Origin of the sequence: Streptomyces coelicoflavus, from assembly GCF_003112555.1 — a bacterium.
Lineage (GTDB): Bacteria > Actinomycetota > Actinomycetes > Streptomycetales > Streptomycetaceae > Streptomyces > Streptomyces coelicoflavus.
Genome location: NZ_BEWB01000016.1, coordinates 16,533 through 42,245, shown reverse-complemented (window position 1 = coordinate 42,245; position 25,713 = coordinate 16,533). Strand labels below are relative to the sequence as shown.

The following is a 25,713-nucleotide window of genomic DNA, read 5'->3' as shown; positions in this document are numbered from 1 at the left end:
CTGGGTACCACGCAGGCCGGGAAGCGCGCAGCCGGCCGAGCCCGAGGAACTGTTCCTCACGAGGACTACGTCGACGCCTCGCACCGTCCGGCGCTTCGTACGGCACCGACTTCCGTCGCCTGTTCAGCGACGCCAACCGTGTCGACGGCAAGGCTCCACCGTCCCGGCAGACGATCAGGAGCGCCGGGGAGATGGCCGGAGGGGCGATCCTGACGGCGGGTGTCAGTCACCGGCTCACCCGGCGGCAGCGGGTGCGGACGGGACTGCGGCATCTCCGGCCGGTCGCTGGGCGCGCCGTCCTGAACCCCGGTCTCGCTCCGCGACCTACAGGAACCGTCTGACGGGGACGACCGCGGCCTCCCGAAGCCGTTGAACGGCCGCCCGCCGTCTCCAGCGGCCCGGATCGATGGTGACACTGCGTTCCAGGTCCGCGTCGTAGTCCCGGTCGAGCACGGCGGTGAACGTTTCGTCCAGCACGGCGAGCATGATCTCTTCGTCGTGGTCCATGGAACGGCGGTTGAAGTTGGTCGAGCCGATCAGCGACGCCACCCCGTCCACGGTCATGATCTTCGCGTGCATCATGGTGGGCTGGTACTGGCGGATGGCCACACCCGCCTCGAGCAGACGGGCGTAGTGGTGCTGGCCCGCGAGCTGGCAGGCACGCTGGTCGGTGTGGGGGCCGGGCAGCAGTATCTCCACGGTGACCCCGCGGCGGGCGGTCGCGCACAGCAGGTCGATGAAGTAGCGGTCCGGGGCGAAGTAGGCCGTGGCCAGCCGGAAGCGCACCTCGGCGGAGGTGAGCATGACGCGGATGAGGGTCTGCATGTCCTGCCAGCCGAAGCTGGCCGAACCTCGCACGACCTGCACGGTCGAGGTCCCGACCTGGTCGTGTCCGGTGAAGCGGTCACGGTCGTCGAAGAGTTCGTCGTGGCATTCGGCCCAGTTCTGTGCGAAGGCTGCGGCGATCCCGTCCACGGCCGGGCCCCGGACCTGCACATGGGTGTCGCGCCACTCACCGGGGTTGCGGGCGTCACCGCACCACTCCTCGGCGATGCCTACGCCGCCGGTGAAAGCGGTGTGCTCGTCGATGACGAGGGCCTTGCGGTGGCAACGGTGGTTCTGCTTGAACGGCGACAGCCTCAGCGGTTTGCGGAACCAGGCCACCTGGACGCCGGCGTCCTCCATGGCATCGAGCAGCTCCTGCTCGATCTCCTTGGCGCCGAACCCGTCGAGCAGCAGCCGTACCCGCACCCCCGCCCGGGCCCGGTCGGCGAGTGCGGCGGCGAAGTCCCGGGCGATCTGACCTCGCCAGTACACGAAGGTCATCATGTCGATGGTGCGCTCGGCGGCGCGCACCGCGTCGAGCATGGCCGGGAAGATCGCATCACCGTTACGCAGGGGTATGAGCTCGTTGCCTTCGGTGGCCGCAATGCCGATCAGGCGCTCCAGCCGCCGGCGCAGCCGCTGTTTACGGGCCCGCGCATCGGCCTCCCCCGCATCGGCCTCCCGCGCATCGCCGGAGTCCTCGGCGGGTTCGGCGTTCTCCAGGATGCTCATACGGCGCCTTCCGACAACTGAGGGCGGGCGAGCACCTCGCCCGCCCGTGAACAGACGACCAGCAGGGTATCGACGTCCGTCACTCGCAGAGGACAGAGGACACTGGAGCGGTCGGCAACCGGCATCGGCGCACCTCGTCCGAGTGCCTGCGGACGCGTCGGTCTACGCCCTGTGCCGGCGCCGGCACACTCGTCAGTCGTCGAGCGCCTCCAGGACGTCGGCGAGGTCGACGAACTTGAAGCCCGTGGCTTCACGGTCGCCGTCCTCAGGAGCCATGTGCCCGTCCTGGACGACGAGCAGGCCGTTCGGGTACCTGCTGCCGAGCGGTTCGGCGAGCACGTCCGCGCCGTCGCACTCCTCGGAACCGTCCAGCGACTCGGACGCGGCACTCACCCGGAAGCCGCCCTCGTACTCGTAGTCGTCGGACCTTTCACGGTCGTAGGCGACGAAGGTGTCGTCGCCCTGGCTGGAGGTGAGCAGGTAGCCGTCCCCGTCGTCCTGCTTCAGCAGGGTCAGGCCCTCGACGTCCGCCGACACCCTGACACCCCCGAAGCCGGGGTCGTCGCCCGCCACGCACTCGTCGGACGCCTCGTCGTACGTGGCCGGCACGCCGTACTCGCGGACCTTGTCCTGCAGGACGGGGGCGCCCTTGAGGTCGGCCCGCAGCCGCCAGATGCCCACGTCTTCCTGCCCGGCGAAGAGTATGCCCGTCTCCGGGTCGACGACCATGCCCTCGACCTGCGGGCCTTCGCCGGGGTCGCCGCAGGGGGACCACTTCGTGCCGTCGGGCATCGTGAAGGCGGCGGGCAGGTCCAGGGTGCGGACCTTCCGGTAGGACACCTTGCCGTCGCGCGTCGTGATCAGCTCCAGCAGCGCGATGCGGGTGGTCGCGTTCTGGCTGACGAGCGCGTAGGACCTGCCGGTCGCAGAGTCGGTGTACGTCGCCAGGCCGTAGGCGGTGCTCTCCTCGTTGACCTCCTCCTGGGAGCCGGAGAAGATCCACGGGGCCGAGGCGTCCGTCACATCGGTGAGCGGGGCGTCCGGCCGGTCACCCTCCACGCGGTAGATGCGCAGCTTGTCGCTGCCGCGGTCGCTGACGACCGCCAGGTCCGTGGCGCCGGAGACCGAGGACGTCCGGTGCACCAGGTCGACGTTGTTGAAGCGGCCGGGAGCGTCGTCCGCTCCCGGCGCCGCGGGTGCGGGGACCGACTGCACCTGCCGGGCGTCGAGGTCGTAGACCCGCAGGCCACCCTCCTTGGCCGTGGCGATGACGAGACTGGCGTCCGGGTCGGCGGAGTTGCGCCAGATCGCCGGGTCGTCGGCGTTCGCGTTCCCGCCCTGGTCGTCGTCGAACAGCGCGGCGGTCTCCGCCCGGGGAACGACCCCGGGTGGCACGGCGGGCGCAGAGGCCTGCGCCGAGGGTACGGCCGCGACGGCGGCGGTGAACATCAGGGTCGCCACTGCCGCGACGACACGGGAACGGCGTCTTGTGAACGCGTGCACGGACTCTCTCCTTCGTCAGGGAGCGGGCGAGGCCGACGCGCATCCGACGCCGGGACCGCGACCGCACCCGCCACTGGGACGACGTCACATGATCGAGAACTCGGGCGGAGACCACGCGTCGCCCCGGCGACCCGCCCGCGACGGTTGCATGGCCGAGCGGTGAATGAGCCCGCCTTGCCCGCCACTTGGCCCGGGAGCGACACCGCAGACGGACGAGGTGCTCGCGGCGGCGGCCTCGCGCGGCTTCACGAGCACGAACTCACCGTGCTCGTCCCGGCGGCCTCGGCGCGCCGAGGGGTTGCCTCCGCCGACCGGGGGCGGGGCCGCGGCCGCGGCCGGCCGACTTGACGCGGGGGCTGTCGTGGTGGCCGGCACTTCACGAACGCCGGGGAGGTGACCGCGGGTCGAGCGACGAGCCGTTCCGGATGCGGGGTGAACCGGTCCTCGGTACCTGCGGCGGTCACAACCGGGTGGCCGTGCGGATCAGCCCGGCGAGGGCGAGGGAGCGGCTGTGCGCGGGCCAGGCGATGTGGGTGACGACGGGAGGTGCATCGGTCAGGGGAACCGCGGCGTGCTCGGCCCACAGCCAGGCGCGGGCCGAGTCGGGGAAGACGGCCACGGTGCGTCCGAGGGCGATCAGCTGGGCCAGCTGCGTCTGGTCGTGGATCTCGGGGCCCGGGCCCGGTGGGTACGTGCCGTGGCGGGACCACCGGGCGAGGGGAAGGTCGGGGATGTCACTGACGTCGGACAGGGACAAGGTCTTCTGCGCGGCGAGCGGGTGCCCGGCGGGCAGGACGGCGATCTGCCCCTCGGTCATCAGTTCCTCGCTGTCGAACCCGGCGAGGGAGTTGAACGGCGCGTGCATGAGCGCCACGTCGGCTCGGCCGTCGCGCAGCATCCCTTCCTGCTCGCACGTGCCGCTCGGCAGCACCTCGACCTCGGCGGCTCCGGGCTCGGCAGCGTAGGCGTCGAGGAGCTTGTGCAGCAGTTCGTGGGACGCACCTGCTTTCACGGCCAGTACCAGGCGGTTGCGGGAGCCGTCCGGACGGTCGGCGCCACCGGCGCGACGGGTGCGGCGAGCGGCGGCGGTGGTCGCGTCGAGTGCTGCGCGGCCCTCGTGCAGCAGCATTTCTCCGGCGCCGGTCAGGGCGACTCCGCGGCGGTTGCGCATCAGCAGACGTACGCCGAGGCGCCGCTCCAGCTGCTGGATCGCCCGGGACAGCGGTGGCTGGGCCATGCCGAGGCGCTCGGCGGCACGACCGAAGTGGAGTTCCTCCGCGACGGCCACGAAGTACCTCAGCTCACGGGTCTCCAAGGTGTCCATGCCACAGCGTACCCCGGTGATACCCACCGGGTATGACAGAGCACCGCATCGGTATTGGCTGGGCAGGTCGTCCGCGGGCGAGCATCGACGGCATGAGCGAAACCCTGAACACACCATCCGCGTCACTCGCCGGCGGCACCTGGGACCTGGGCGATCTGACCGTCACCCGCTTCGGGTACGGCGCCATGCAGCTCGCCGGCCCCGGGGTCATGGGCCCGCCCGCCGACCACGACGGCGCGCTCGCCGTCCTGCGCGAGGCCGCCGCCCTCGGGATCACCCACATCGACACCTCCGGTGCCTACGGGCCGCGCGTCACCAACCGGCTGATCCGTGAAGCGCTGCACCCCTACGCCGCGTCGTTGCACATCGTGACCAAGGTCGGTGCGGTCCGCGATCAGCAGGGCGGCTGGCCCCCTGCCCGGCGGCCCGAGGACCTGCGCCGTGCCGTCCGCGAGGACCTCGAGGATCTCGGCCTCGAATCGCTCGACGTGGTCAACCTCCGGCTCGGCGACGCCCGGGGGCCCCGGCCCGGCTCGCTCGCCGAGCCCTTCGAAACCCTCGTCGAGCTCCAGCGGCAGGGCCTGATCCGGCACCTCGGAGTGAGCAACGCGACCGCGGAGCAGGTCGCCGAGGCGCAGGCGATCGCGCCGATCGTGTGCGTGCAGAACATGTACAACCTCGCCTACCGTCAGGACGACGAGCTGATCGACGAACTCGCCGGCAAGGGCATCGCCTACGTGCCCTTCTTCCCGCTCGGCGGCTTCACCCCGCTGCAGTCCACGGCGCTCTCCGCCGTGGCCACGCGGCTGGCCGCGACGCCGATGTCAGTGGCCCTGGCCTGGCTGCTGCGGCGGTCGCCGAACATCCTGCTCATTCCCGGCACATCGTCGGTGGCGCACCTGCGCGAGAACGTCACCGGCGCGGGGCTCTCGCTCTCCGGCGAGGATCTCGCCGAGTTGGACAAGATCGGCCGCGGGGGCGCGCCCGCGGAATAGTCACCCGGCTTGCCGAACCGTGCGGCGACGGTGCGGAACCGGTCGAAGGACGCACCACGGGCCTCATGCCTCCCCCGCCGGCCGCGCCGCACGGTCCCGGGTGCGTCCTCCGGACGGGCCGAGTACGGTCACAGGGCTCCGGCGTCCCGGGCCGTCCAGACGCTCGGATAGATCGGCCGGTAGCCGAGTTCCCGGCGGATCCGCTGGCTGGACATGATGCCGAACCAGGGGTCGGGGTCCGTGAGCTCGTACAGCTCGCCGGGCACCTCGGCACCGTTGAGCTGATACAGCTCCACCGTCGTGACAGGAGCGTCATCGGCGATGTTGTAGATCCGGCCGGCGATGCCCGGTGCGTACAGCAGACGCATCAGGCCCTGGGCGACGTCCGCGTGGTGGGCCATCTGCAGGCGCTGGTGCGGCGCCCAACCGGACGCCCAGGGCATCACGTTGGCGAGGTGCGGGTCGCCCTCGCCGTAGACGAAGGGAAGCCGCCCGATGCGTACGTCCAGACCCCTGAGCGCGAGCAGTTCGCGCTCGGCCTCGGCCTTGGACTCGGGATAGGCGCCCCACAACGCGCCGCCCGGCCGGCTCGCGTCGTCCTCGGTCAGCGGGCGGCCACGTCCGAGGCCGTACACATTGTTCGTGCTGACCTGCACGAACCGCTCCACGCCCGAGACCTGCGCGGCGCGGCCCAGGGCCACCGCCGCGTCCCGGTTGACGGCCCAGGCCTCCTCGTCCGGCACCCCGCGGAAGGAGGCGGCAACGTTCACTACGGCGTCCACGCCGACGAGCGCCTTACGGAGTGTCTCATCGTCGCGCATGTCTCCCACGGCGACCTGGGCGCCCAGCTCCGTGAACCGCTCGCCGCGGGCCGCATCCCGCACCAGGACTCGCACCTGCTCGTCCGGCCGGCGCTGGGCCAGCAGCCGCGGCACGAAACGACGTCCGATCTGTCCCGTCGTACCGGTCACCAAAGTCAGCATGACGTGCTCCTCACGCTCCGTCTCACCTGTCGTTGAGGACCAGCCTGGGCCGGTGCGGGGCGAGGGGGGAGAGACTTCTTCATCAGGGGATCGCGAGTCCCTGGATAAGCCGGCCGGCCTGCCGCACCCTGGAAAGGTGAATCGCGCCGAAATCGCCGACTTCCTGCGCCGTGCCCGCGCCCGCCTCAACCCCTCCGACGTGGGGCTCACGGCCGGAGCACGCCGTCGCACACCAGGGCTGCGCCGCGAGGAGGTCGCCCAGCTGGCCGGCATGTCCGTGGACTACTACACGCGGCTGGAACAGTCACGGGGTCCGCGCCCGTCCCGCCAGATGCTCACCGCGCTGGCCCGCGCCCTGCGCCTGACGGAGGTCGAACGCGACCACCTCTTCCACCTCACCGGTGAGGAACCGCCGCGCAGTGAGGCGACCAGCACGCATGTGCGCCCGGGCTTGCTCCTGGTACTGGACCGGCTGCACGACACCCCGGCGATGGTGGCGACCGACTGCGGTGAGGTCCTGGCCCAGAACGCGTTGTCGCGGGCGCTGAGCGGAGACCTCCTCTCCCGCCCGCCTCGAGGGCGCAACATGATCCGCCGCTTCTTTCTGGATCCGACGGCCCAGGAGCTGTTCCCGCCCGAGGACCGCCCGCAGCGCGCCCGCGAGCAGGTGGCCTGCCTGCGAGCGGTGGCCGCGTCCCGCCCCGCGGACCCCGAGCCCGCCGCCCTCGCCGCCGAGCTACGCGCCGCGAGCACGGAATTCGCTCATCTCTGGGACGAACACGACGTCGCTGTACGTCGCGCTTCCACGAAACGCTTCCGGCACCCTGCGATCGGCACCCTCGAACTCGACTGCGAGGTCCTGGTCAACTCCGACCACAATCAGCAGCTCGTCATCCACACGGCCCGCCCGGGCACGGAGTCGTACGAGCGCTTGCGGTTGCTGCGTGTGGTGGGCCTGCAGAACCTGGCGCCTACGGACACGTAACCGTGTGGCTCAGGCGCCGTCGGCCGGGCGTGAGTCCGGCAGGAGGGCAGGCAGCGTCAGGTCCCACCAGTCGGCGACGCGAACGCTGACGGCGTGGGGACCTTCCAGGGCCTCGGTGAGGGTGCAGAAGCCGAAGAAGGCACGCACCAGGGTCCGTGCCGTGGCGGCCGGCCGTACGTGGGCGGCCAGGTGCCCCGTGATCCGGGCCTGGGCCAGCAGACGTGTCACCGCGGTCGTCCAGAGAACGAACGGGTCGGGGAGATGCAGGTTGATCGTGTCGCGCTCCGCCCACAGACGGGCGCCGGCTCGGGTCAGGGGATCTTCGGAGAGGGCGCGGGCGACCTCGTGGCTCAGTACGACGAGGCGTTTCAGCGGCGGCACGGTGTGGTCGACGTAGCAGGCCGCGAGGCCGGGCCAGGTGGCGAAGCCGCCCTGGACGACGGCCAGCGCGATGCCCTCCTTGCTGGTGTAGTGGAAGTAGACGGACCCGCTGGTGCGTCCGGACCGGGCGCTTATGTCATTGACGCTGGTCCCCGCGTATCCGTGCTGGGCGAAGAGGCAGGCGGCCGCCTCGAGAAGTGATCTGCGGGTTGCTCTGGCCCGTTCCTGCAAGGTTCCGTGCTTTCCGCTCGTCATGGAATGAATGACGGAAATGTAGTGCGCCCGCGTACGCCTGGAGCAATCGAGCGTCAACCGTGCGCGGTTGTTCCACATTCCTTTCGAATATGCACGCGTGCGGGTGGACCCCGACCTCACCGGGCGCGATTCCTGGCCAACGCGCCGCACCGTCACCGCGTCCCGGCAGTCGATGTCCGGTGCGTCCGGGATGCAGCAAGTCACCCGGGTTGTCCCGCCCATGACTACCAGTCAGCTATTCGAGCGATTCCCGCGTCTGCGCAGCGCATACACCACGAACGCCTTGCGGGCGAGCACTCGAAATGGTGATTGCGTCTCGTTTCGGGTGAGAAATAACGTAGCCGTCGCAATGTTTTCCTTTTGCGGTTGATGCCCGTAAATGCGCACCCCCTGGCCGGATCCCGGGCGGGAACGCCGACGGTCCTGACCGTTCGCCGTGCCATGCGGCATCACCACGAATCGCGGTCCTGCCACGCGCGGGACCGCCCACCCGAGGAGACACCGTGGCGCCGATCTCACGCACCCTGGCCGACTGGTCACCCGAGGCCATCGTCTTTGACTGCGACGGAACCCTGATGGACACCGAACGGCATTGGCAGGACGCCCGCACACGGGCCTTCCGCGAGTTCGGACTGCCGACTCCGCCGGGATTCGCCGAGCGGGCCAAGGGAGTGCACTACCTCGACTGCGGCCGCCTGATGGCACAGGAGACGAACAAGCCCGACCTGGCCGCCGACCTCTCCGCCGCCCTGCTCCGGCACTTCCTCTCGCTCGTCACGGAAGACCCGCTGACCATGCCGGGCGCTCCCGAGTTCGTACGGCTGTGCTCGCGCCGGCTTCCCTTGGCCGTCGCCAGCAACTGCCCGCTGGAGGTCGTGGACGAGAGCCTCCTCCGCGCCGGACTGCGACGCTACTTCCGGCACGTCGTCGTGCCCACGGTGCAGCCGGAGCACTCCCGCGGGCCGAGCCCGGCGGCGGAGGGGGAGGACGGGGCGGAGCCGGCTGTACGGCCCAAACCGTGGCCCGACGTGTACAGCACGGCGGCCCGCCTGTGCGGGGTTCCGCCACGGGCGACTCTCGCCGTCGAGGACTCCCTCACGGGAGTCGAGTCGGCGGCACGCGCGGGCCTGCGAGTGCTGGGCGTGGGACCGCTGCCCCACGGCGGCGACCGCGGCCGGGCCGACGAATGGGTTCCGGGGCTGGACTGCGATGAGGCGCGGGCCTGGGTACGCAGCGGGTGACCGCGTGTGACGGGACGCAACCGTCGAGGGCAGGGGCGAGGGATGAGGTCGGGAGGGCTACGGTGTCAGCGCGAAAGTGCTGCGGCTCGTGTGACGAGGGAGCCGCGGAGGCCGTCGTGTCCGAGGCCCGGGCCCGTCGGCACGTGTCCGTCACGAGAGAGGCGAGGACGGTCCACCATGACCATGCAACCCTGGTTCACCGAAGCCAAGCTCGGCATTTTCGTGCACTACGGCATCTACTCGGTCGAGGGCGTGCCCGAGTCCTGGGCACTGTTCGACCACGTCATGCCGCACGAACGGTACATGCGCCAACTCGACGGCTTCACCGCGTCCCGCTTCGACGCCGCCGCCTGGGCCCGGCTCTTCGCCCGCGCCGGGGCCGGTTACGCCGTCCTGACGGCACGGCACCACGACGGAGTGGCCCTGTGGGACACGCGGTTGAGCGACCTGAGCGTGGTCCGTCGCACCCCGGCCGGCCGTGACCTGGTCGCCGAGTACGTGGCGGCGATGCGTGACGAGGGCCTGAGAGCCGGTCTGTACTACTCGCTCTCCGACTGGAACCACCCGGACTACGCATCGGTACGGCATCCGCGGCCGCCGCACCCCGAGCTGGTCGACAGCACCTACGTCTCTCCCGCGCCGGGCGCCGAGGACACGCGCGCCTGGGACCGCTACCTCGACTACCGGGACGGTCAGGTGGGCGAGTTGCTCACCCGGTTCGGGCCGGATCTGCTCTGGTTCGACGGTGAGTGGGAACGCTCCGCGGACCAGTGGCGGATGCCGGAACTGGCGCGGACCATCCGCGACCTGGCGCCGGACGCGGTGTGCAACTCCCGGCTGCTCGGCCACGGTGACTACGCCACGCCGGAACAGGGGCTGCCGGTCTCGGCGCCGCAGGCGCCCTGGGAGTTGTGCCTCACCGTCAACGACTCCTGGGGGTTCCGGCCGCACGACGTGAACCACAAGACCGTGGGCCAACTCGTGCGCTACTTCGCGCAGACCATCGGCATGGGCGGTAACCTCCTGCTCGGTGTGGGCCCGCGCGCCGACGGCACCGTCGTGGCGGAACAGGCGGAACGGCTCGAAGGACTGGGCGAGTGGATACGACGCCACTCCCCTGCCGTGCACGGCAGCGTCGCGGGTCTGCCGCCGGGGCACCACTACGGACCGAGCACGCTGTCCGCCGACCGCCGAACGCTGTACCTGGTCTGCTTCGACCCTCCGAGTGAAACGGTCTGCGTCCGGGGCCTGCGCAACGCGGTACGCCGGATCAGCGTCCTCGGGACCGGGACGGAACTCGCCCACCGGCGCACCGGAGGTCTGCACGACGTCCCGGGGGACCTGTGGATCGACGCGCCCGCGACGGAGGACCTCGCTGCGCACGGCACCGTCCTCGCCCTCGAACTCGACGGAGAACTGGAGTTGTACACCGGTCAGGGCCGCGACTGAGCGCAGCGCGCGGCCACGCCCGAGCACAGGGCGCGCCGTCGATCCCGCGGCTCCTCGCACCGCGCCCACCGCTCGCATCCCGGAGTCCGAGCCGACGCGCGTACAACCTTCGCCGAAGCGCGGATGTCTACTCGGTGAACGCAGCAAGGTCCGTGCCCTCACCGCACCGCCCGACTGCGGGAGACGCACACGGTCGTACGCCCTTCACGTGCTGGAAGCGACGACGAGGAACCGGTGCCGTACGGCAACGCCCCGGTCCCCGCCCCGGCGCGCGGGGTAGCGGCACACCTTCGCCCGCACCCGCCGCGGCCGGCATGGAGCCGCGGGCGGTCCCGGAGACCAGGGAGGTCTTCCTGTGCGTCACCTCGGACGAGCGGCCGTCACGGCCGCCGTGCTCCTCACCCTCGGCGGCGGCGCGGTCGTCGCGGCCCCCTCGGCCGCCCCGGCCCCGGCCCCTGTGCCCTTCCCGTCCATCGGGTGGCAGCAGCGCAACTGCGACTACGACGGCAACGGTTACGACGACGTGCTGACCGGTGCCCCCGGCGCCACGGTGGGCGGCGCCTCCGGCGCCGGCTACGTCACCGTCCAGTACAGCTCCTCGGGTGGTCTGAGCACGGCGCGGAAGAGCGTGCTCCACCAGAACGTCTCCGGGGTACCCGGCGGCGCCGAGGCCGGCGACCGATTCGGCGGGGCCGTCGCCTCCGGTGACCTGGACAACGACGGGTACGACGACGCCGTCGTCGGAATCCCGGGTGAGGACCTCGTCGGTCTGCCCGACACGGGCGGCGCCGTCGTGTTCTGGGGGTCACCCACCGGACTGCACGGATCCGACAGCACCTGGCTGGAGAACGACGCCCCGCGGGCCGGTGCCCGCTTCGGACGGGCCGTCGAGGCCGCTCGGTACTTCGCCCCCGATCCGGCGGACCCGGACGCCGACCCGCGTGATTCCCTCGCCGTCCTGGAGAACGACACCCTGCTGTTCTTCACCCTCCCGCCCGGTTCGACGGCACGGCAGCCGGCCCTGGCGGAGCAGCGTGTGCGGGCGGGCGACCTCGCGCCGTCGGACGCCGGTTTCGAATTCCGCAACCTCTCCCACGGCAACTACAACGAGGACTCCTGGGCCGACCTGGCCGTCTCCGGCGTCACCGGCGGCGAGCAGCCGGGCGTCGGCACGGTGCGTGTCCTGCACGGCGCACCCGACGCCGGCGCTCTCGGCGACGGGGGCACCTTCCCGGGTGGTCCGGCCGTGGTCTCCGGCGACTGGGACGGCACGGGACAGGACGACCTCGTCATCGGCGACACCGGGGCCGGCGCACCGACGGGAGGCGGCATCACGCTGTACCTCGGCCGGGGCGACCTCTCCGGGCTCGAGCCCGAGCCGGCGCAGTACTGGACCCAGGACTCCCCCGGTGTGCCCGGGACCTCGGAGGCCGGCGACCAGTGGGGCGCCGAACTGTCGGCCGGGGACACCGACGGCGACGGCCACCCCGACCTCGCCGTCGGGGCACCCGGCGAGGACATCGGCAGCGTGCCCGACGCGGGCGCCGTGTGGGTGCTGCGCGGCGACCGGACCGGCTTCAGCGGCACCGGAGTGAGGAGCTTCGACCAGCAGCTCGCCGCCATCCCCGGAACGGCGGAGAGGTCCGACCGCTGGGGCGGTCAGGTCCGGCTGATCGACGCCAACAAGGACGGTCTCTTCGGACTCCTGGCGGCGGCACCGGGTGAGAACACCGATGACGGCTTCATCTGGGTGGTGCCCGCGTCGCCGTCGGGCCTGGTCGGCCCCGGCACCTGGACCTACGACGGCACACGCCTCGGAGCGCCGGCGACCGACGCACGGTTCGGCGCGGCCGTCGACGAGTGACAGGCGCCGGGCCGGAGGCCGCCGTCCTGCGGGACGGCGGCCTCGCCGTGTCCCTCCCCTCGGTCAGGCGGTGGGGCGCGCGCCGGGGGTGTGGCCGAAGGTGCGGCGGAAGACGTCGATGAAGGTGCTGGGGGACGACCAGCCGCAGCGGTGAGCGACAGCGGTGACAGGGGTGTCGTCGGCCAGGAGGATCAGGGAGTGGTGGAGCCTGATCTGGGTGCGCCACTGGGGGTAGGTGAGGCCGAGATCGTCACGGAGGCGGCGGGAGAGGGTGCGGGCGCCGGCGCCGATCTGCCGTCCGAGGTCGTCGAGGGAACGGTTGTCGGACGGATCGGCGCGCAGGATGTCGTGCAGTTCCCGGAGCAGAGGGTCGGTGGGGGCCGGCAGGTGCAGCGGCTGCTCGGGGGAGAGCTTGAGCCGGTCGAGCATGACGGCGCGCAGACGCAGGTGGGGTGGGCTGTCGTCCTCGGGATCGCGGGTGTAGGCGACGATGAGTTCGCGCAGCAGGGGACTGACGGCAAGGACGGCCGGTTCACCGAGGCCTAGGGGGTTCTCCGTGGCGGGCAGGCCGACGAGATGGAGGTCGAGTTCGCCGTGGGCCTGGTGCTGGTGGACGGTGCCGGCCGGAATCCAGATCGCGCGGGTGGCGGGAGCGACCCAGGAGCCGGCGCCGGTGGTCACCGCGATGGTGCCCTTGCTGGCGTAGGCGATCTGGTGGTCGTCGTGGCGGTGCGCGTCGATCTCGCCGCCGGACGCCAGACGCTGGGTCCGGGTCGGCGCGACAGGCGTGTGGCGGATTTTCTGCATTGCTTGTCAATCTACCGAAAGCGCGACACCAGGCGCTTCTCCCAGCATGGGAGGGTGCGAAGGAAAACATCGATCCTGCTGCTGGCCGTGGGCCACGCCTGCGTCGACATCTACCAAGGCGCCGTCGCGGCGCTGATCCCGTTCTTCGTGGCCGAACGCGACTACACCTACGCGGTAGCCTCCGGCATCGTGCTGGCCGCGTCCTTGCTGTCCTCGGTGGCCCAGCCTGTGTTCGGCGCGCTCACCGACCGGTGGGCGATGCCCTGGCTGCTGCCGGTCAGCACCCTGCTGGGCGGCGTGGGCATCGCGCTCAGCGGCCTCAGCGGCTCCTACGGACTCACCCTGTTCTTCGTCGCCGTCTCCGGCATCGGGGTGGCCGCCTACCACCCGGAATCCGCCCGCGTGGCCCGGCTGGCCAGCGGAGGCAGCCACAGCGCGATGAGCTGGTTCTCCCTCGGCGGCAACATCGGCTTCGCACTCGCCCCGCTCGTGGTGTCGGCCGCGATCGGACACGGCTCCCTGCGCTGGACACCCGTCCTCGTACTGCCCGCGCTCGCCGGCGCCGCCCTGTGCGTACCCGTACTCCGGATGCTCGCCCGTCCCCAGTCCGGCACGGCCGGGACGCAGGCGCCCCGCAGCGCGGACGACGTGGCCTCGTTCGTGAAGCTGTCGCTGGCGGTCGTCTTCCGCTCCATCGTCTTCACCGGCCTGAGCACCTTCATCTCCCTCTACGCCCAGCAACGCATGCAGGGCAGCACCACCGCGGGCACCGCCGCCCTGTTCGTGCTCTTCCTGGGCGGCGCCGTCGGCTCGGTCCTGGGCGGATCCCTGGCAGGCCGCTACGACCGCGTCCGCGTCTCCCGCTGGTCCTACCTGCTCTCCGCCGCCGCCGTCACCGGTGTGATCTACGCGCCCGGCGCGGTCATGTTCCTCTTCATCGCGCTCACCTCCGCCGGCCTGTACGTCCCCTTCTCCCTCCAGGTCACCCTCGGCCAGGACTATCTCCCCTCTCGCATCGGCACCGCCAGCGGCATCACCCTCGGCCTCACCGTCAGCATCGGTGGCCTCATCAGCCCCCTGCTGGGACACCTCGCCGACACGACGACCCTCCGGACCGCCCTCACCCCCCTGATCGCCATGCCCGCCCTGAGCTGGCTCCTCTTGCGCACCCTGCCCGAACCCGTCGCCCCCGGCACCCGGACCGCGATGCCCTCATCCGCATCCGCGTCCGCATCCGCATCCGCAACCGCAACCGCACGACAAGACGCGTAGTCCCGCACCACCCAGGGAGCACGCGGACGCCCCTCCGGACGGGCGGGTGGCGCCGTCGGCGGTGCGCCCGGTCAGGGGTGTGCGCCGCGTGCCGTCTCGTCGACGCCCAGGGTGAAGACGTCCGGGCGGGCGTAATGGCCGACGGGGTCGAAGTCGAAGCGTGAGCGTGCGAGTTCACCGAGGTCGAGTTCGACGGTGAGGATGCCCTCGGCGTCCCGCAACGGGCCCGCCAGAACCTCCCCGAGCGGGGAGACGATGGTGGATCCGCCGCCGATGAGCACGGTGTCCGGGTCGTCGCCCTGGACCGGGTGGACGTCGGCGGGCAGCGCGGAGCGCAGCAGGTACTGGTTGGCGCTCAGTACGAAGCAGCGGCCTTCCAGCGCGATGTGCCTCATGGTCGCCTGCCAGCTCTCGCGGTCGTCGACCGTGGGCGCGCACCAGACGTCCACGCCCTTGCCGTACAACGCGGTGCGGAACAGGGGCATGTAGTTCTCCCAGCAGATCGCCGCCGTGAAGGCCGCCCGCCCGGCGCGCAGCACGGGCATGGTCGAGCCGTCGCCGCTCCCCCAGATGATCCGCTCCGCCGCGGTCGGCATCAGTTTGCGGTGCTTGCCGAGGTATCCCTGCGGGCCGAAGTAGAGGGCCACGCAGTACAGGGTCGCGCCCGCTCGCTCGACGGCGCCGACCACGGCGTGCACGCCGAGTTCCCGGGTGACGCCCGCCAGGTGCCGCACCTCGGGACCGGACACCTCGACGGCCGACTCGAAGTAGCGGCGGAAGAGTTCGCGGCCTTCAGGGGTGCGGCTGCCGACGGTCACGCCGAAGTCCAGGCCTTTGGGGTAGCCGCCGAGGTACGCCTCGGGCAGCACGATCAGCTGGGCGCCCCGGCCGGCCGCGTCCCGGATCCACTGCTCCGCCGCGGCGAGTCCTGCGGGGGTGTCGAAAAGGTGCGCACCGGCCTGGACCACGGCGGCGACGAGCGTGCTGGAAGACGTGGGGGCGGGCTCGGCCCCGGCCGTGCGGAACACCGTTCCTCCTGGGGAGCAGATGGTCGTCGTGTGCGCCGTCCGTCGACGGTAGCGGACGTGGGCGCCGTGCCCGACCGACCGTCCCGATGCCGTCCAGCGCCGGTACGCCGACTGCCACGAGGGCCTCGTGGGACGCGAGGCTTCCGGTCTCCTCGTCGCCGTTGCGCGCCGCCACGACTGTTTCAGCCGAGGAGCGCGGTCGCTTCGACCTCGACGAGGACGTCCGGCTCGAAGAGGTAGTCGACGCCGATGAGGGAGGCCGGAGGCAGGGGAAGGGGGAGCCCGATCTCGTCGGCGACGGACTCGACCCCTGCCATGAATTCGCCGATCTTCTCCGGGCTCCAGCGGGTCACGTAGAACGTCAGGCGCAGTACGTCCTCGAACGACGCACCCGCACCCGTCAGACCGATGGACGTGTTGCGCAGCGCCTGGGCGACCTGGCCGGCCAGATCACCGGGTGCGACCGGAGTTCCGTCGGCTCGTCGTGCGATCTGACCACTGACGTGGACGTGCTTCGTTCCCGTACCCACGGCGACGTGGTGGTACGGGGTCGGCTGCAGCATGCCGTCCGGGGTGAAACGCTGAACTGCCATGGCTGTTCTCTCCTCACATCAGGTATCTGTACGCTACCTAGTTGAAGAAGGACACTTCAACGAGACCAGGTTTCGCCATGGATACCGCCGCCGAACTCCGCATCGACGCCCCGCACCGCGAACTGCTCGACCAGATTCTCGACAAGTGGTCGCTCAGCGTCCTGAACGAACTGTGCGAACGCCCGTGCCGCTTCAACGAACTGCGCCGGGCCGTCCCACAGGTCACGCAGAAGTCGCTGACCTCCACGCTTCGACGGCTCGAACGCAACGGCGTGATCGAGCGCGAGGTCGTCTCCACCCGCCCCGTGGCGGTCAGGTATCGGATCACGCCCCTCGGCAAGACCCTTCGCCACCCCATCGACGTACTGCTGGCATGGGCCACGCAGAACATGTCCGCCATCGCCGCCGCGCGCGAAGCCTTCGACGTACGGGAAGAAGCCGGCCGCTGACGCTTCCCTCCACGCGTCCCCGCCCGTCCCTCGTCCGCCCGCCCGGGTTCGAGGCCCCGCCGCTCCGGTTGGAGGACGACGGCACCCTCTACCCGCTGCCCGGCATCACCTCGCTCACCGACCTGCTCTCCGAGGCCGGCGGGCTGCCCGGACTGCTCGCCGCCGGCCGGGCCGCCCTGGACGTCCCGCCCGGCCCCCACGTCTCCCGCGTACGGCTGCTGCCCCCGCTGCGGCCCACGTCGGTACGGGACTTCGCCACCTTCGAGGAGCACGTCGAGGGCGTACGCCGCTCGGTCGACGGCGTCGCCGGGGTCCCCGAGCAGTGGTACGCGGCGCCGGCCTTCTACTTCACCAACCCTCACGCGATCCACGGCCTGCGCCTGGCCCTCACCGCCGAGGTCAACGGGGAGAAGGTCGGCGAGGATTTGCTGTCCAACATGAGCTGGACCTTCGAGGAGATGACCGCCTACGCCTCGCGCGGCACCCGCGTCGTACCGGGTGACGTTCTGGGGTCGGGCACCTGCGGCAACGGCGGCTGCCTGGCCGAACTGTGGGGCCGGCGCGGCGAGCAGACCCCGCCGCCGCTGAAGCCCGGTGACACCGTCACCCTCACCGTCGAGGGCATCGGCACCCTCACGAACACGGTTGTACCAGGCACGGAGCCCGTGTGCCTGCCGTCCGCCCGGCGACGCGGCCGGGAACGGCCGTGAGCGGCGCCGAGGGCGCGGTGGTCGTCGTCGGCGACCTGCCGCACGAGGGCCGAGGAGTTCGTGGAACGCGAGCCCTCCGGGCTTCTAGACCTGTTCGAAGTGGAAGGATTTGATGAAGCAGTCGCGGGGCTGGGCGACGGCGAAGAGGATGCACTCGACGAGCGAGTGCGCGGAGAGGACGTCCTCGGCCTCGCGCGAGGTGGTCGCCCACTCTCCGGAGAGCGGGTCGGCGTTGTCGAAGTCGGGCGGGTAGAGCGAGATCACCCTGACGCCTTGAGGACGCAGGCGCTTGGAGAGGATCTCGGCGAACCCCGCCTGGGCGCTCTTGGCCGCATAGAAGGCGTCGTGCGCGTCGGAGCGGTGATGGCCCGGAGTTCCGCAGGCGGAGACCATCGTCACGACATCGGGTACCTCCGAGTTGAGCAGGAGAGGGAGGAAGCTCTTCGTGGTCAGGACCGTGCCGGTGGCACCGGAGGCGATGGTGTCGACGACGTCGGCGTCGGTTGCGGACAGCAGGTCCGGCCCGGCGAGGTAGCGAGAACCGTTGTTGACGAGCACGTCGACGCGGTCCGTGTGTTCCGCGACGCCGGAAGCGAAGTCGCGGATCGAGGCGGGACTGGTCAGGTCGCAGGCGAAGGCGTGCACCCGCTGATGGCCTCGGTGGCGAATCTCGTCGCGGACTCGCTGGGCGGCGGTGAGTTCGCGTGCCGAGAGGAAGATCTCGGCACCGAGGTCCGCGAGGGTGATGGCCAGGGTTCGCCCGAAGTCACGGCCGGCGGCCGTGATGACGACGCGGCGATTGTCCCATCTCATGGTGTCGCTCCTGGTACTGGTGAGTGGCGTCGGCCGGGCGCCGGCAGGCACCCGCCGCTCCGGTCGCCAGGCGTGGCCGCGCGCCATGACCGGCGGTTTCCCGACGGGATCGGGGTCGGCTGCGGGTACGGGTCGCGGAGCTGGGCCGGGCTGGTGAGGGCGTCCGCCGGAGGGACGCGAAGAGCGAGCCGGTGACTCTCCCCGTGCCGGTCGCCCTGCTGACAACCCTAGAGGACGCCCCGGGCCGTTTCGTTCGGAGACTCCCGCGGCAGCGGTCCAGGCCGGAGTGTCCGTCATCCAGGTCGACGGTGTGGTCCGCGGGCTGCCGACGGTCACGCTCGCGTGGGGCAGGCGGCGGACGCAGTCCGGGTAGGCGTCGGTGACGCGGACCTGTCCGGCATCGACGGTGTCGCGCACGGACGAGACTGCCGGGGCCTTGGGGAGCGGCGGGCCTCCCCCTCCCTTCATCGACGGTCACCCCGGCCGCATGCCTCCTTCCGCGGTCCCCCTACCATCGCACTGCGTTCTTCGGCGGACACTGACACCGGTTCGGCCGTGCCCGCCGCCCCTCCTGACCCGACGACGTCCACCGACGGGGCGACGAAGCCGGCCATCGAGAAGGGGAAGACTCATGCGCGCCCGGAGCATCGGCACTGCGACCGCAGCGGCACTGGCCCTGGTGGCCGCCCGCGACCTCCTCCAGAAGAAGCACGCACTGCTGAGGAACTTCCCGCTGGTCGGGCACGCCCGGTACCTCCTGGAGACCATCGGGCCGGAGTTGCGGCAGTACATCGTGACGTCCAACGAGGAGGAGCGGCCCTTCAGCCGTGATCAGCGGACGTGGATCTACGCGTCGGCGAAGGAGGAGAACAACTACTTCGGATTCGGCACCGACGTCGACGTCGAGCACGTGCAGGGACGCGCGTACGTGAAGCAGCGCACGTTCGCCGACAGCCTGCCCGAGTCGCACGGCCGGCCGGACCTCCCCGATGCCGTGCCGTCCGCCAAGGTGCTGGGGGGACCGCGCGGCCGGGCCAAGGCGTTCCGCCCGAACAGCGTCGTGAACATCTCGGCGATGAGCTTCGGATCGCTCTCCGGCGCCGCGGTCACGGCCCTCAACAAGGGGGCTGCGCTGGCCGGGACGATGCACAACACGGGCGAGGGCGGCCTGTCTCCCTACCATCGCAACGGCGCCGACCTCGTCCTCCAGATCGGTACGGCGTACTTCGGCTGCCGCAACGAGGACGGCAGCTTCAACCTCGCCAGGCTCAAGGAAGTGGTCGCGGGCGCCCCGGTCAGGGCGATAGAGATCAAGCTGTCCCAGGGTGCCAAGCCCGGGCTGGGCGGGATGCTGCCCGGTGCGAAGGTGACGCCGGAGATCGCAGAGATCCGCGGCATCCCCCAGGGCAAGGACTGCGCCTCGCCGTCCCGCCACACCGCGTTCGGCGACGTCGACTCGATGCTGGACTTCGTCGAACTGATCGCCGCCGAGACCGGGGTGCCGGTCGGCATCAAGAGCGCGGTGGGTGAGATGGACTTCTGGGACGAGCTGGCCACGCTGATGGCGCGTGGCGACCGCGGGGTCGACTTCGTGACCGTCGACGGTGGCGAGGGCGGCACCGGGGCGGCACCGCTCACCTTCACGGACTCCGTGTCGCTGCCCTTCCGGATGGGCTTCTCCCGGGTCTACGGCACCTTCGCCGAGCGGGGTCTGACCGACGAACTGACGTTCATCGGCTCCGGCAAGCTCGGTCTGCCCGACAACGCCGCGGTCGCCTTCGCCCTCGGCGCCGACATGGTCAACGTGGGCCGGGAGGCGATGCTGTCCATCGGCTGCATCCAGTCGCAGAAGTGCCACACGGACAAGTGCCCCACGGGTGTCGCCACCCAGAACCCGTGGCTGGCCCGCGGCCTCGACCCGGAGTCGAAGGCCACCCGGGCCGCCGTGTACCTGCGCACCCTGCGCAAGGAGCTGACGAAGCTCTCGGCGGCCGTCGGCGTGGCCCACCCGGGGCTCATCACGGCCACGGACATCGAGATACTCAACGGTGACTACGACGCCCGTACCCTGGCCGCCGCCTACGGCTACAAGGACGGCTGGGGCGAACTCGGCCCGCGTCTCGCCCACGAGATCACCGCGCTGCTCGCGGCCGAGCCGGGCACGGCCCGGGACACTCTGCAGGCCTGACAGGCCCTCCCGTCGGTGGTGGTGCCCAAAGCGCTCCGCCGCGAACGCGCGCTTGCCGACCGCGGTCCCCCATCGGGGCCGTTGGGGCGCCGGTGGAGTGGGGACCTGTGTCGGTGCGGCGTGCCCCGGGTTCCCACGAAATCCGGTGGCGTCTCAGCGGCCCGAAGTGGTTGGGTCCTGCTCAATGCTTCGCTGACACGGCCCAACACAGTGCGAGGCGCACGGTCCGTGTCGCAGGCGCGGTCGAGCGCGCGTGTCGTCGAGTGACGGAGGTTGTCGCGGTGGCTGGTTACGGGGCGCTTTCCGAGGTGTACGAGTGGCTGATCGGGGACGACAGGTTGACCCCCGCCAAGGCGGCTGCGGTGTACTACAGCGATGTCGTGGGCTCTCTGCCGCCCAACGCGCACGTCCTCGACTGCGCGTGTGGAACCGGCCAGCTCGCCGTCGGTCTCGCGAGTCTCGGCCTTGACGTGGTCGCCGCAGACGCCAGCAGTGGCATGGTTCGCCGGACCGAGAAGGCCGCCGACGAGCAGGGTGTCCCGCTTCGAACCCTCCGCGCGAGCTGGGACGAACTGCCCGACCACCTGGAGGACTCCACGTTCGATCTGGTGTTCTGCGTCGGCAACTCGCTCGGGCACGCTGAGGGCGCAACCGGGCGCCTGACCGCGCTGGAAGCGATGTCGCGGCTGCTGAATCCGGGCGGACGCCTTGTGCTCCATTCACGCAACTGGGAGCTCGTGCGCTCCGCCGGCTCACGGGTAGACGTCCGCGATCGCCTCATCCGCCGCTACGGCCGCGATGCGGTCGTCAGCTACTACTGGCAGATCGAGCAGCGCTGGGAGCAGGAACACTTCCTCGAGATCGTGGTCGCCCAGATCGGGCCGGATGGGGCAGTGCGAGCCTGCTCGGAGCGGTTGTCCATCTGGCCCTACCGGTACGAGGATCTCGTGGCGCAGTTGCGCAGTGTCGGGCTCACGGTGCAGTCCACCACCTTCGACCCTGAGAGCGATGGATACCTGGTCGTCGCCGGCCGCGACCAGGCGGAAGGCACGTCTGAGCCGGCGCGCTGATCTGTACCGGATCCAGCGGGCCGTCCAGCTACCTCGGCCGTATTTTCATCATTGCGGTCATCCTTCGATGAACTGGTAGTCGCTGACGATGCGGCCGTCGGGGCCGAGCGTGAGGATCTCCAACCCGACGCCGGCGCCCTCACTGCCGTCCCGGGGCGCCATCTCCCAGTTGAACTTGACGACGTCGTGGAGCCTGTCGGCGTTGCCGCGCGACCGGAAGACGAAGGTGCCCGGCGCCACGAACTCCTCGTGGGCGCGCGTCACCCGGAACTCCAACGCCCGGTGCCCGCGCGCCTCCAGAACGAGACGATCGAATCCCAGCCCTTCGGCGGACTGCCGGAGCTCCTGCGGAGGCTGCAGCACATGGACCGCATCGGCGGACCACAGCTCGCGAATCGCGGCGCGGCGTCGGTCCGCATCGGGTTCGTTCCACACGGCAACGTAGCGGTCGGTGAGGTTGTGGATGTCAAGGTCGGCCATGGCTGTTCCCCTCGCTTGCGAATGGTCGGCGTGCGGCAACGACGGTGCCGTCCCCGGCCGTCGCGCGGCAATTCCTCGCGGGGAATCGCGGATCAGCAGCCAAACGGGTTACACATGGGGGGTGTTCACCGAATCGACCAGAGGCGGGCTCGCCGGCGCGTTGCGTGAGTGGCGCACTCGGCGGCGCGTCAGCCAGCTCGAACTGGCCATGCGTGCCGGAACCACGCAGCGGCACATCAGCTTCGTCGAGAGCGGACGGTCGGCCCCCGGCCGATCAATGATCATCCGGCTGGCCGAATCCCTGGAGGTGCCGATCCGCGAACGCAATGAACTGCTCCTTCAGGCCGGATTCGCACCGGTCTACCCGCAGACCCGCCTGGACGACCCCCAGCTCGAACCGATACGCACCGCCCTCGAACGGATTCTGCACGGCCACCTGCCGTACCCGGCGGTGGTCGTCGACCGGCACGGTGACCTCGTCTCGGCCAACGTCGCCTTCCACTCGCTCACCGCCGGTGTGGCCCCACATCTGCTCGCACCGCCGGTGAGCGTTCCCTGGGTGCTGCTGCATCCGCAGGGCCTCGCGCCACGCATCGTCAACCTCGACGAGTGGGCGTGGCACATCATCGACCGCATCAGGGCCGAGAGCGTGCGCAACCCGGACGACCGACTCCAACGCCTGGCTTCCGAACTCACCGACCTGGCACCGCCACGTCCACGCGAGTCTCCGCATCACCTTGGCTTCGCCGTACCGCTGCGCCTGCGCACACCCGATCCGGCCGACGGCAGGGAGCTGACGCTCATCACCACGCTCACCCATTTCGGCACCGCTGTCGACGTCACCATCGCCGAACTACGACTTGAGGCGTTCCTACCGGCCGACCAGGCAACCAGTGCCATGCTGGCCGAACTCCTCGAGAGGTGACCGGCCGCCCGGCACAGCTCCGCGCAGCGACCAGACCGCCAACCCGGCCACGGGTATTCTCTCGCGATGCAGAATCAGTCAATTGCGGCGAGTGTCGATCTCGCCGGTGTGATGGCGCACTGCGGCGGAAGCCCGGTGGGCGCCGTGGAGCTCCTGGTGGGGGCCATAGCCTCGGCACCTGCGGCTCCGGAACCCTATGCGGCCCTCGCCTCGTTGTGGACGGATCGACGCTCTGACGTGGAGGGAAGCCTCGCAGAGGACCGTTCCTTGAACGCCGTGCTGGCGCAGGCTTACTTCTTGTTCCTCGATGGGGACATGGACGACGCGGTGATGGCTCTTGGTTCGGTCACGGGTGTGCGGCCGGACGTGGCATGGGGCTCCGCTCCCTGGTTCGGCGATGCGCGCTTTCTCGGCACCGTGAGTGCCGCGGCGCTGGCTGAGGCTTGTCTGCGGGTACTGGACCACGGTCACGACCTCAACACCGGCGATATGCGGGAGCGGTTCGAACCCTGGTTCCGTGCCCTCGATGTGGTGTCCGAACGGGATCCCGTCCCGGAGTCGCTGGCCGCCATGGCGCGGCTGCCCCGGGCCTGCGGCCGGTACGAACTGTCCTTCGCTCTGTGCGACCGGGCCGATTCGGTCGACCGGGTCATGTGGACCGCCGTCGCTCGAGCGGTCACCTGGCGAGTGATGGGCGACCTGGATCAGGCCGCCGCCGCATTCGAGCGCGCCCTGCTCCTGGACCCCGCCAACTGGTCCCTCTACCTCGATCTGGCGGACGTGCGTGCCGAGCAGGGCGACTTCGCCGCCGCCGTGATTCTCGTCGAGCAGGGACTGGAACACGAACCTCGCGAAGTCACCCTGCGCGCGGCGGGCGCCGCCTACCGCGCACGGCTCACCGGATCGTCCGACGAGCTGAGAGCCCTGATCGCCCTTGCGCCGGAACTCGCGAACACCAGCTACCGGAACCTCCTGATCGACTACGCGTGTGCAGGTCCGGAGTTGCCCCGGAGGCTCGTTGCCAAGGCCCGCCGCGTCCGCAGGAACTGAGAGGGCCGGCGCGGGTCCCGCAGCGGCGACACGCACGTCGGTGCGGTGCGGGAAGGCCGCGACGTTCCGGTGGACGATGTCGATCGCGAGGCACGTGCTTCGCCTTCAGCTCCCTGGAGGGCGGAGTAGTCGCCCGTTGTCAGTACGACACCCCGGCTTCCGAAGTACCGCGTGCCGTTCACCGCCGCACCGGCCGGGGCGTTCGTCCTGGCCGCCGTCTCCATGGCTCTGGCATCCACTCAGCTCTTCGCCGTCCGCTGCGCGACGTGCCGGGCCTGGAGAGTCCCATGCCTCCGTCCCGTTGCGCGCATTGGCATTTTATGGCCTCTTGTCGAGGTCAGTACGGTCTGCTTCATGGAGTGGAGCCTTCAGCCTGCGGAAGACCTCGTGGCCGCGTTGCGTGCCGGTGAAGTGACGTCGGTGCAGCTGACCGACGAGGCAATCGCTCGTATCGAGCGGGACGACAAGGTGATCAACGCGATCTGCGTGCCGGACTTCGACCGGGCGCGGGCCGCCGCACGCGATGCGGACCGGGCTCGCGCCCGCGGCGAGGAGCGGCCGCTGCTCGGTGTTCCGGTGACGGTCAAGGAGTCCTACGACGTCGCCGGGCTGCCCACGACCTGGGGCATGCCGCAGTACCGGGAGTATGTGCCCGCCGAGGATGCGGTACAGGTGTCACGGCTCCGGGCCGCCGGCGCGGTGGTGCTCGGTAAGACCAATGTGCCCCTGGGGCTCCAGGATCTTCAGAGCTTCAACGAGATCTACGGCACCACCAACAACCCGTGGGACCGCGCTCGCACGTCGGGCGGATCGTCCGGTGGGTCGGCGGCGGCCCTTGTCTCCGGATTCGGCGCGCTGTCCATCGGCTCCGACATCGGCGGTTCGTTGCGCACCCCCGCGCACTTCTGCGGCGTCTACGCGCACAAGCCGACGCTTGGGCTGGTGGCGAACCGCGGCATGGTCCCACCGTCCGCGCCGGCCTTGCCGGTGGACCTCGACCTCGCCGTCGTCGGTCCGATGGCACGCACCGCCCGCGACCTCACGCTCCTGCTCGATGTCATGGCCGGACCGGACCCGTTGACGCTCGGCGTGGCGCACGACCTGACGCTGCCTCCCGCACGCCACCAGCGGCTGAGTGACTTCCGGGTCCTGGTCCTCGACGAACATCCCTTCATTGCGACCGGGTCCGCTGTGCGGGCCGGTGTGGGCCGGGTGGCCGAGGCACTTGCCGACGGTGGCGCCCACATCGAACGGCACACTGCGCTGCTGCCCGACCTGGCCGAAGCCGCGACGCTCTACATGCAGTTGCTGTTCTCGGGCTCCGCGGCGCGCTTTCCCGTCGAGGTGTACGAGCAGTTCCGGGCCCGCGCCGCCGCACTGAGCGCGGACGACCGGAGTCTTGACGCGGCGCGACTGCGCGGGATGGTGTTCAGTCACCGCGACTGGATCGAGGCGAACGACCGTCGCGAGCTCCACCGTCACGGCTGGCGGCGACTGTTCGCCGAGTTCGACGCCGTGGTGTGTCCGATCACGCCGACTCCCGCGTTCCCGCACGACCACAGCCCTGATCTGCTGGCACGCCGGATCGACGTCGACGGCGTCGAGTACCCGTACTTGGACCAGCTCGTGTGGGCCGGTCTGGCCACCATGCCCGGCCTGCCGGCCACCGCCGTACCTGCGGGCCTGTCCCCCGACGGCCTGCCGGTGGGAGTGCAACTCATCGGCCCGATGTTCGAGGACCGCACCCCGCTGCGGTTGGCCGAACTGCTCGAGCGGAGGATCGGCTGAGCC

Annotated in this window: 23 protein-coding genes; 13 read left to right on the top strand and 10 right to left on the bottom strand. The window is 70.8% G+C overall.

Annotation, left to right across the window (positions count from 1 at the left end; genetic code table 11):
• Positions 1–324: 324 nt before the first annotated feature.
• The 3 genes from Sco07f_RS33185 to Sco07f_RS33175 all read right to left on the bottom strand — a co-directional run bounded on the left by Sco07f_RS33185 (position 325) and on the right by Sco07f_RS33175 (position 4,384).
• Complete coding sequence (locus Sco07f_RS33185) at positions 325–1,557, bottom strand: phospholipase D-like domain-containing protein (protein WP_167468297.1); 1,233 nt, start codon at positions 1,555–1,557, stop codon at positions 325–327.
• A gap of 192 nt (positions 1,558–1,749) precedes the next feature.
• Positions 1,750–3,060 (bottom strand): phytase, encoded by a 1,311-nt coding sequence (locus tag Sco07f_RS33180; protein WP_108990036.1) that lies wholly within the window; start codon positions 3,058–3,060, stop codon positions 1,750–1,752.
• 460 nt (positions 3,061–3,520) lie between these two features.
• Entirely contained in the window at positions 3,521–4,384 is an 864-nt protein-coding gene (locus Sco07f_RS33175) for a LysR family transcriptional regulator (RefSeq protein ID WP_108990035.1), read from the bottom strand.
• Positions 4,385–4,476: 92 nt separating this feature from the next.
• Here Sco07f_RS33175 and Sco07f_RS33170 point away from each other — a divergent pair, with 92 nt between their 5' ends.
• Positions 4,477–5,379, top strand: a complete 903-nt coding sequence (locus Sco07f_RS33170) for an aldo/keto reductase family oxidoreductase (RefSeq protein WP_108990034.1) — start codon at positions 4,477–4,479, stop codon at positions 5,377–5,379.
• A gap of 128 nt (positions 5,380–5,507) precedes the next feature.
• Here the strand turns inward: Sco07f_RS33170 and Sco07f_RS33165 are convergent, their stop codons facing one another.
• A complete protein-coding gene (locus tag Sco07f_RS33165) occupies positions 5,508–6,362 on the bottom strand; it encodes an NAD-dependent epimerase/dehydratase family protein (RefSeq protein ID WP_108990033.1) in 855 nt (284 codons plus the stop codon).
• A gap of 136 nt (positions 6,363–6,498) precedes the next feature.
• Between Sco07f_RS33165 and Sco07f_RS33160 the strand changes: the two genes are divergently transcribed.
• The gene (locus Sco07f_RS33160; protein ID WP_108990032.1) at positions 6,499–7,347 is read left to right on the top strand and encodes a helix-turn-helix transcriptional regulator; all 849 of its coding nucleotides are present in this window, start codon (positions 6,499–6,501) and stop codon (positions 7,345–7,347) included.
• A gap of 9 nt (positions 7,348–7,356) precedes the next feature.
• Here the strand turns inward: Sco07f_RS33160 and Sco07f_RS33155 are convergent, their stop codons facing one another.
• The gene (locus Sco07f_RS33155; protein WP_174855454.1) at positions 7,357–7,983 is read right to left on the bottom strand and encodes a ScbR family autoregulator-binding transcription factor; all 627 of its coding nucleotides are present in this window, start codon (positions 7,981–7,983) and stop codon (positions 7,357–7,359) included.
• Positions 7,984–8,486: 503 nt separating this feature from the next.
• On the opposite strand from Sco07f_RS33155, the gene Sco07f_RS33150 reads away from it, so the two are divergent.
• The 3 genes from Sco07f_RS33150 (at position 8,487) to Sco07f_RS33140 (ending at position 12,537) form a co-directional block, all read left to right on the top strand.
• Positions 8,487–9,224, top strand: coding sequence for an HAD family hydrolase (locus Sco07f_RS33150; protein WP_108990030.1), 738 nt, complete (start codon positions 8,487–8,489; stop codon positions 9,222–9,224).
• A gap of 177 nt (positions 9,225–9,401) precedes the next feature.
• Positions 9,402–10,673, top strand: a complete 1,272-nt coding sequence (locus tag Sco07f_RS33145; RefSeq protein ID WP_108990029.1) for an alpha-L-fucosidase — start codon at positions 9,402–9,404, stop codon at positions 10,671–10,673.
• Positions 10,674–11,028: 355 nt separating this feature from the next.
• Positions 11,029–12,537, top strand: a complete 1,509-nt coding sequence (locus tag Sco07f_RS33140) for an FG-GAP repeat protein (protein ID WP_108990028.1) — start codon at positions 11,029–11,031, stop codon at positions 12,535–12,537.
• 63 nt (positions 12,538–12,600) lie between these two features.
• Here the strand turns inward: Sco07f_RS33140 and Sco07f_RS33135 are convergent, their stop codons facing one another.
• The gene (locus tag Sco07f_RS33135) at positions 12,601–13,344 is read right to left on the bottom strand and encodes an AraC family transcriptional regulator (protein WP_087792591.1); all 744 of its coding nucleotides are present in this window, start codon (positions 13,342–13,344) and stop codon (positions 12,601–12,603) included.
• Positions 13,345–13,398: 54 nt separating this feature from the next.
• On the opposite strand from Sco07f_RS33135, the gene Sco07f_RS33130 reads away from it, so the two are divergent.
• A complete protein-coding gene (locus tag Sco07f_RS33130) occupies positions 13,399–14,616 on the top strand; it encodes an MFS transporter (RefSeq protein WP_108990027.1) in 1,218 nt (405 codons plus the stop codon).
• A 71-nt stretch (positions 14,617–14,687) separates the two neighbouring features.
• Here the strand turns inward: Sco07f_RS33130 and Sco07f_RS33125 are convergent, their stop codons facing one another.
• Together Sco07f_RS33125 and Sco07f_RS33120 are read right to left on the bottom strand one after the other, a co-directional pair.
• Positions 14,688–15,644 (bottom strand): nitrilase-related carbon-nitrogen hydrolase, encoded by a 957-nt coding sequence (locus tag Sco07f_RS33125; protein ID WP_007388517.1) that lies wholly within the window; start codon positions 15,642–15,644, stop codon positions 14,688–14,690.
• A gap of 182 nt (positions 15,645–15,826) precedes the next feature.
• Positions 15,827–16,237, bottom strand: coding sequence for a Rid family hydrolase (locus Sco07f_RS33120; RefSeq protein ID WP_108990026.1), 411 nt, complete (start codon positions 16,235–16,237; stop codon positions 15,827–15,829).
• A 77-nt stretch (positions 16,238–16,314) separates the two neighbouring features.
• Between Sco07f_RS33120 and Sco07f_RS33115 the strand changes: the two genes are divergently transcribed.
• Together Sco07f_RS33115 and Sco07f_RS33110 are read left to right on the top strand one after the other, a co-directional pair.
• Complete coding sequence (locus Sco07f_RS33115) at positions 16,315–16,686, top strand: winged helix-turn-helix transcriptional regulator (protein WP_007388486.1); 372 nt, start codon at positions 16,315–16,317, stop codon at positions 16,684–16,686.
• A 68-nt stretch (positions 16,687–16,754) separates the two neighbouring features.
• A complete protein-coding gene (locus tag Sco07f_RS33110; protein WP_244942187.1) occupies positions 16,755–17,396 on the top strand; it encodes a fumarylacetoacetate hydrolase family protein in 642 nt (213 codons plus the stop codon).
• A gap of 84 nt (positions 17,397–17,480) precedes the next feature.
• Here the strand turns inward: Sco07f_RS33110 and Sco07f_RS33105 are convergent, their stop codons facing one another.
• Positions 17,481–18,209, bottom strand: a complete 729-nt coding sequence (locus Sco07f_RS33105) for an SDR family oxidoreductase (protein ID WP_108990024.1) — start codon at positions 18,207–18,209, stop codon at positions 17,481–17,483.
• Positions 18,210–18,840: 631 nt separating this feature from the next.
• Here Sco07f_RS33105 and Sco07f_RS33100 point away from each other — a divergent pair.
• Both Sco07f_RS33100 and Sco07f_RS33090 read left to right on the top strand, forming a co-directional pair.
• The gene (locus Sco07f_RS33100) at positions 18,841–20,397 is read left to right on the top strand and encodes an FMN-binding glutamate synthase family protein (RefSeq protein ID WP_108990023.1); all 1,557 of its coding nucleotides are present in this window, start codon (positions 18,841–18,843) and stop codon (positions 20,395–20,397) included.
• Between the two features lie 281 nt (positions 20,398–20,678).
• Entirely contained in the window at positions 20,679–21,467 is a 789-nt protein-coding gene (locus Sco07f_RS33090) for a class I SAM-dependent methyltransferase (RefSeq protein ID WP_108990021.1), read from the top strand.
• A 57-nt stretch (positions 21,468–21,524) separates the two neighbouring features.
• On the opposite strand, the gene Sco07f_RS33085 is transcribed toward Sco07f_RS33090, so the two are convergent.
• Positions 21,525–21,947, bottom strand: coding sequence for a hypothetical protein (locus Sco07f_RS33085; protein ID WP_108990020.1), 423 nt, complete (start codon positions 21,945–21,947; stop codon positions 21,525–21,527).
• A gap of 121 nt (positions 21,948–22,068) precedes the next feature.
• On the opposite strand from Sco07f_RS33085, the gene Sco07f_RS33080 reads away from it, so the two are divergent.
• The 3 genes from Sco07f_RS33080 to Sco07f_RS33070 all read left to right on the top strand — a co-directional run bounded on the left by Sco07f_RS33080 (position 22,069) and on the right by Sco07f_RS33070 (position 25,710).
• The gene (locus tag Sco07f_RS33080) at positions 22,069–22,872 is read left to right on the top strand and encodes a helix-turn-helix domain-containing protein (protein WP_108990019.1); all 804 of its coding nucleotides are present in this window, start codon (positions 22,069–22,071) and stop codon (positions 22,870–22,872) included.
• 81 nt (positions 22,873–22,953) lie between these two features.
• A complete protein-coding gene (locus tag Sco07f_RS33075) occupies positions 22,954–23,922 on the top strand; it encodes a tetratricopeptide repeat protein (protein ID WP_369695805.1) in 969 nt (322 codons plus the stop codon).
• A 354-nt stretch (positions 23,923–24,276) separates the two neighbouring features.
• On the top strand, positions 24,277–25,710 hold the full coding sequence (locus Sco07f_RS33070) for an amidase (RefSeq protein WP_108990017.1): 1,434 nt from the start codon (positions 24,277–24,279) through the stop codon (positions 25,708–25,710).
• Positions 25,711–25,713: the final 3 nt, after the last annotated feature.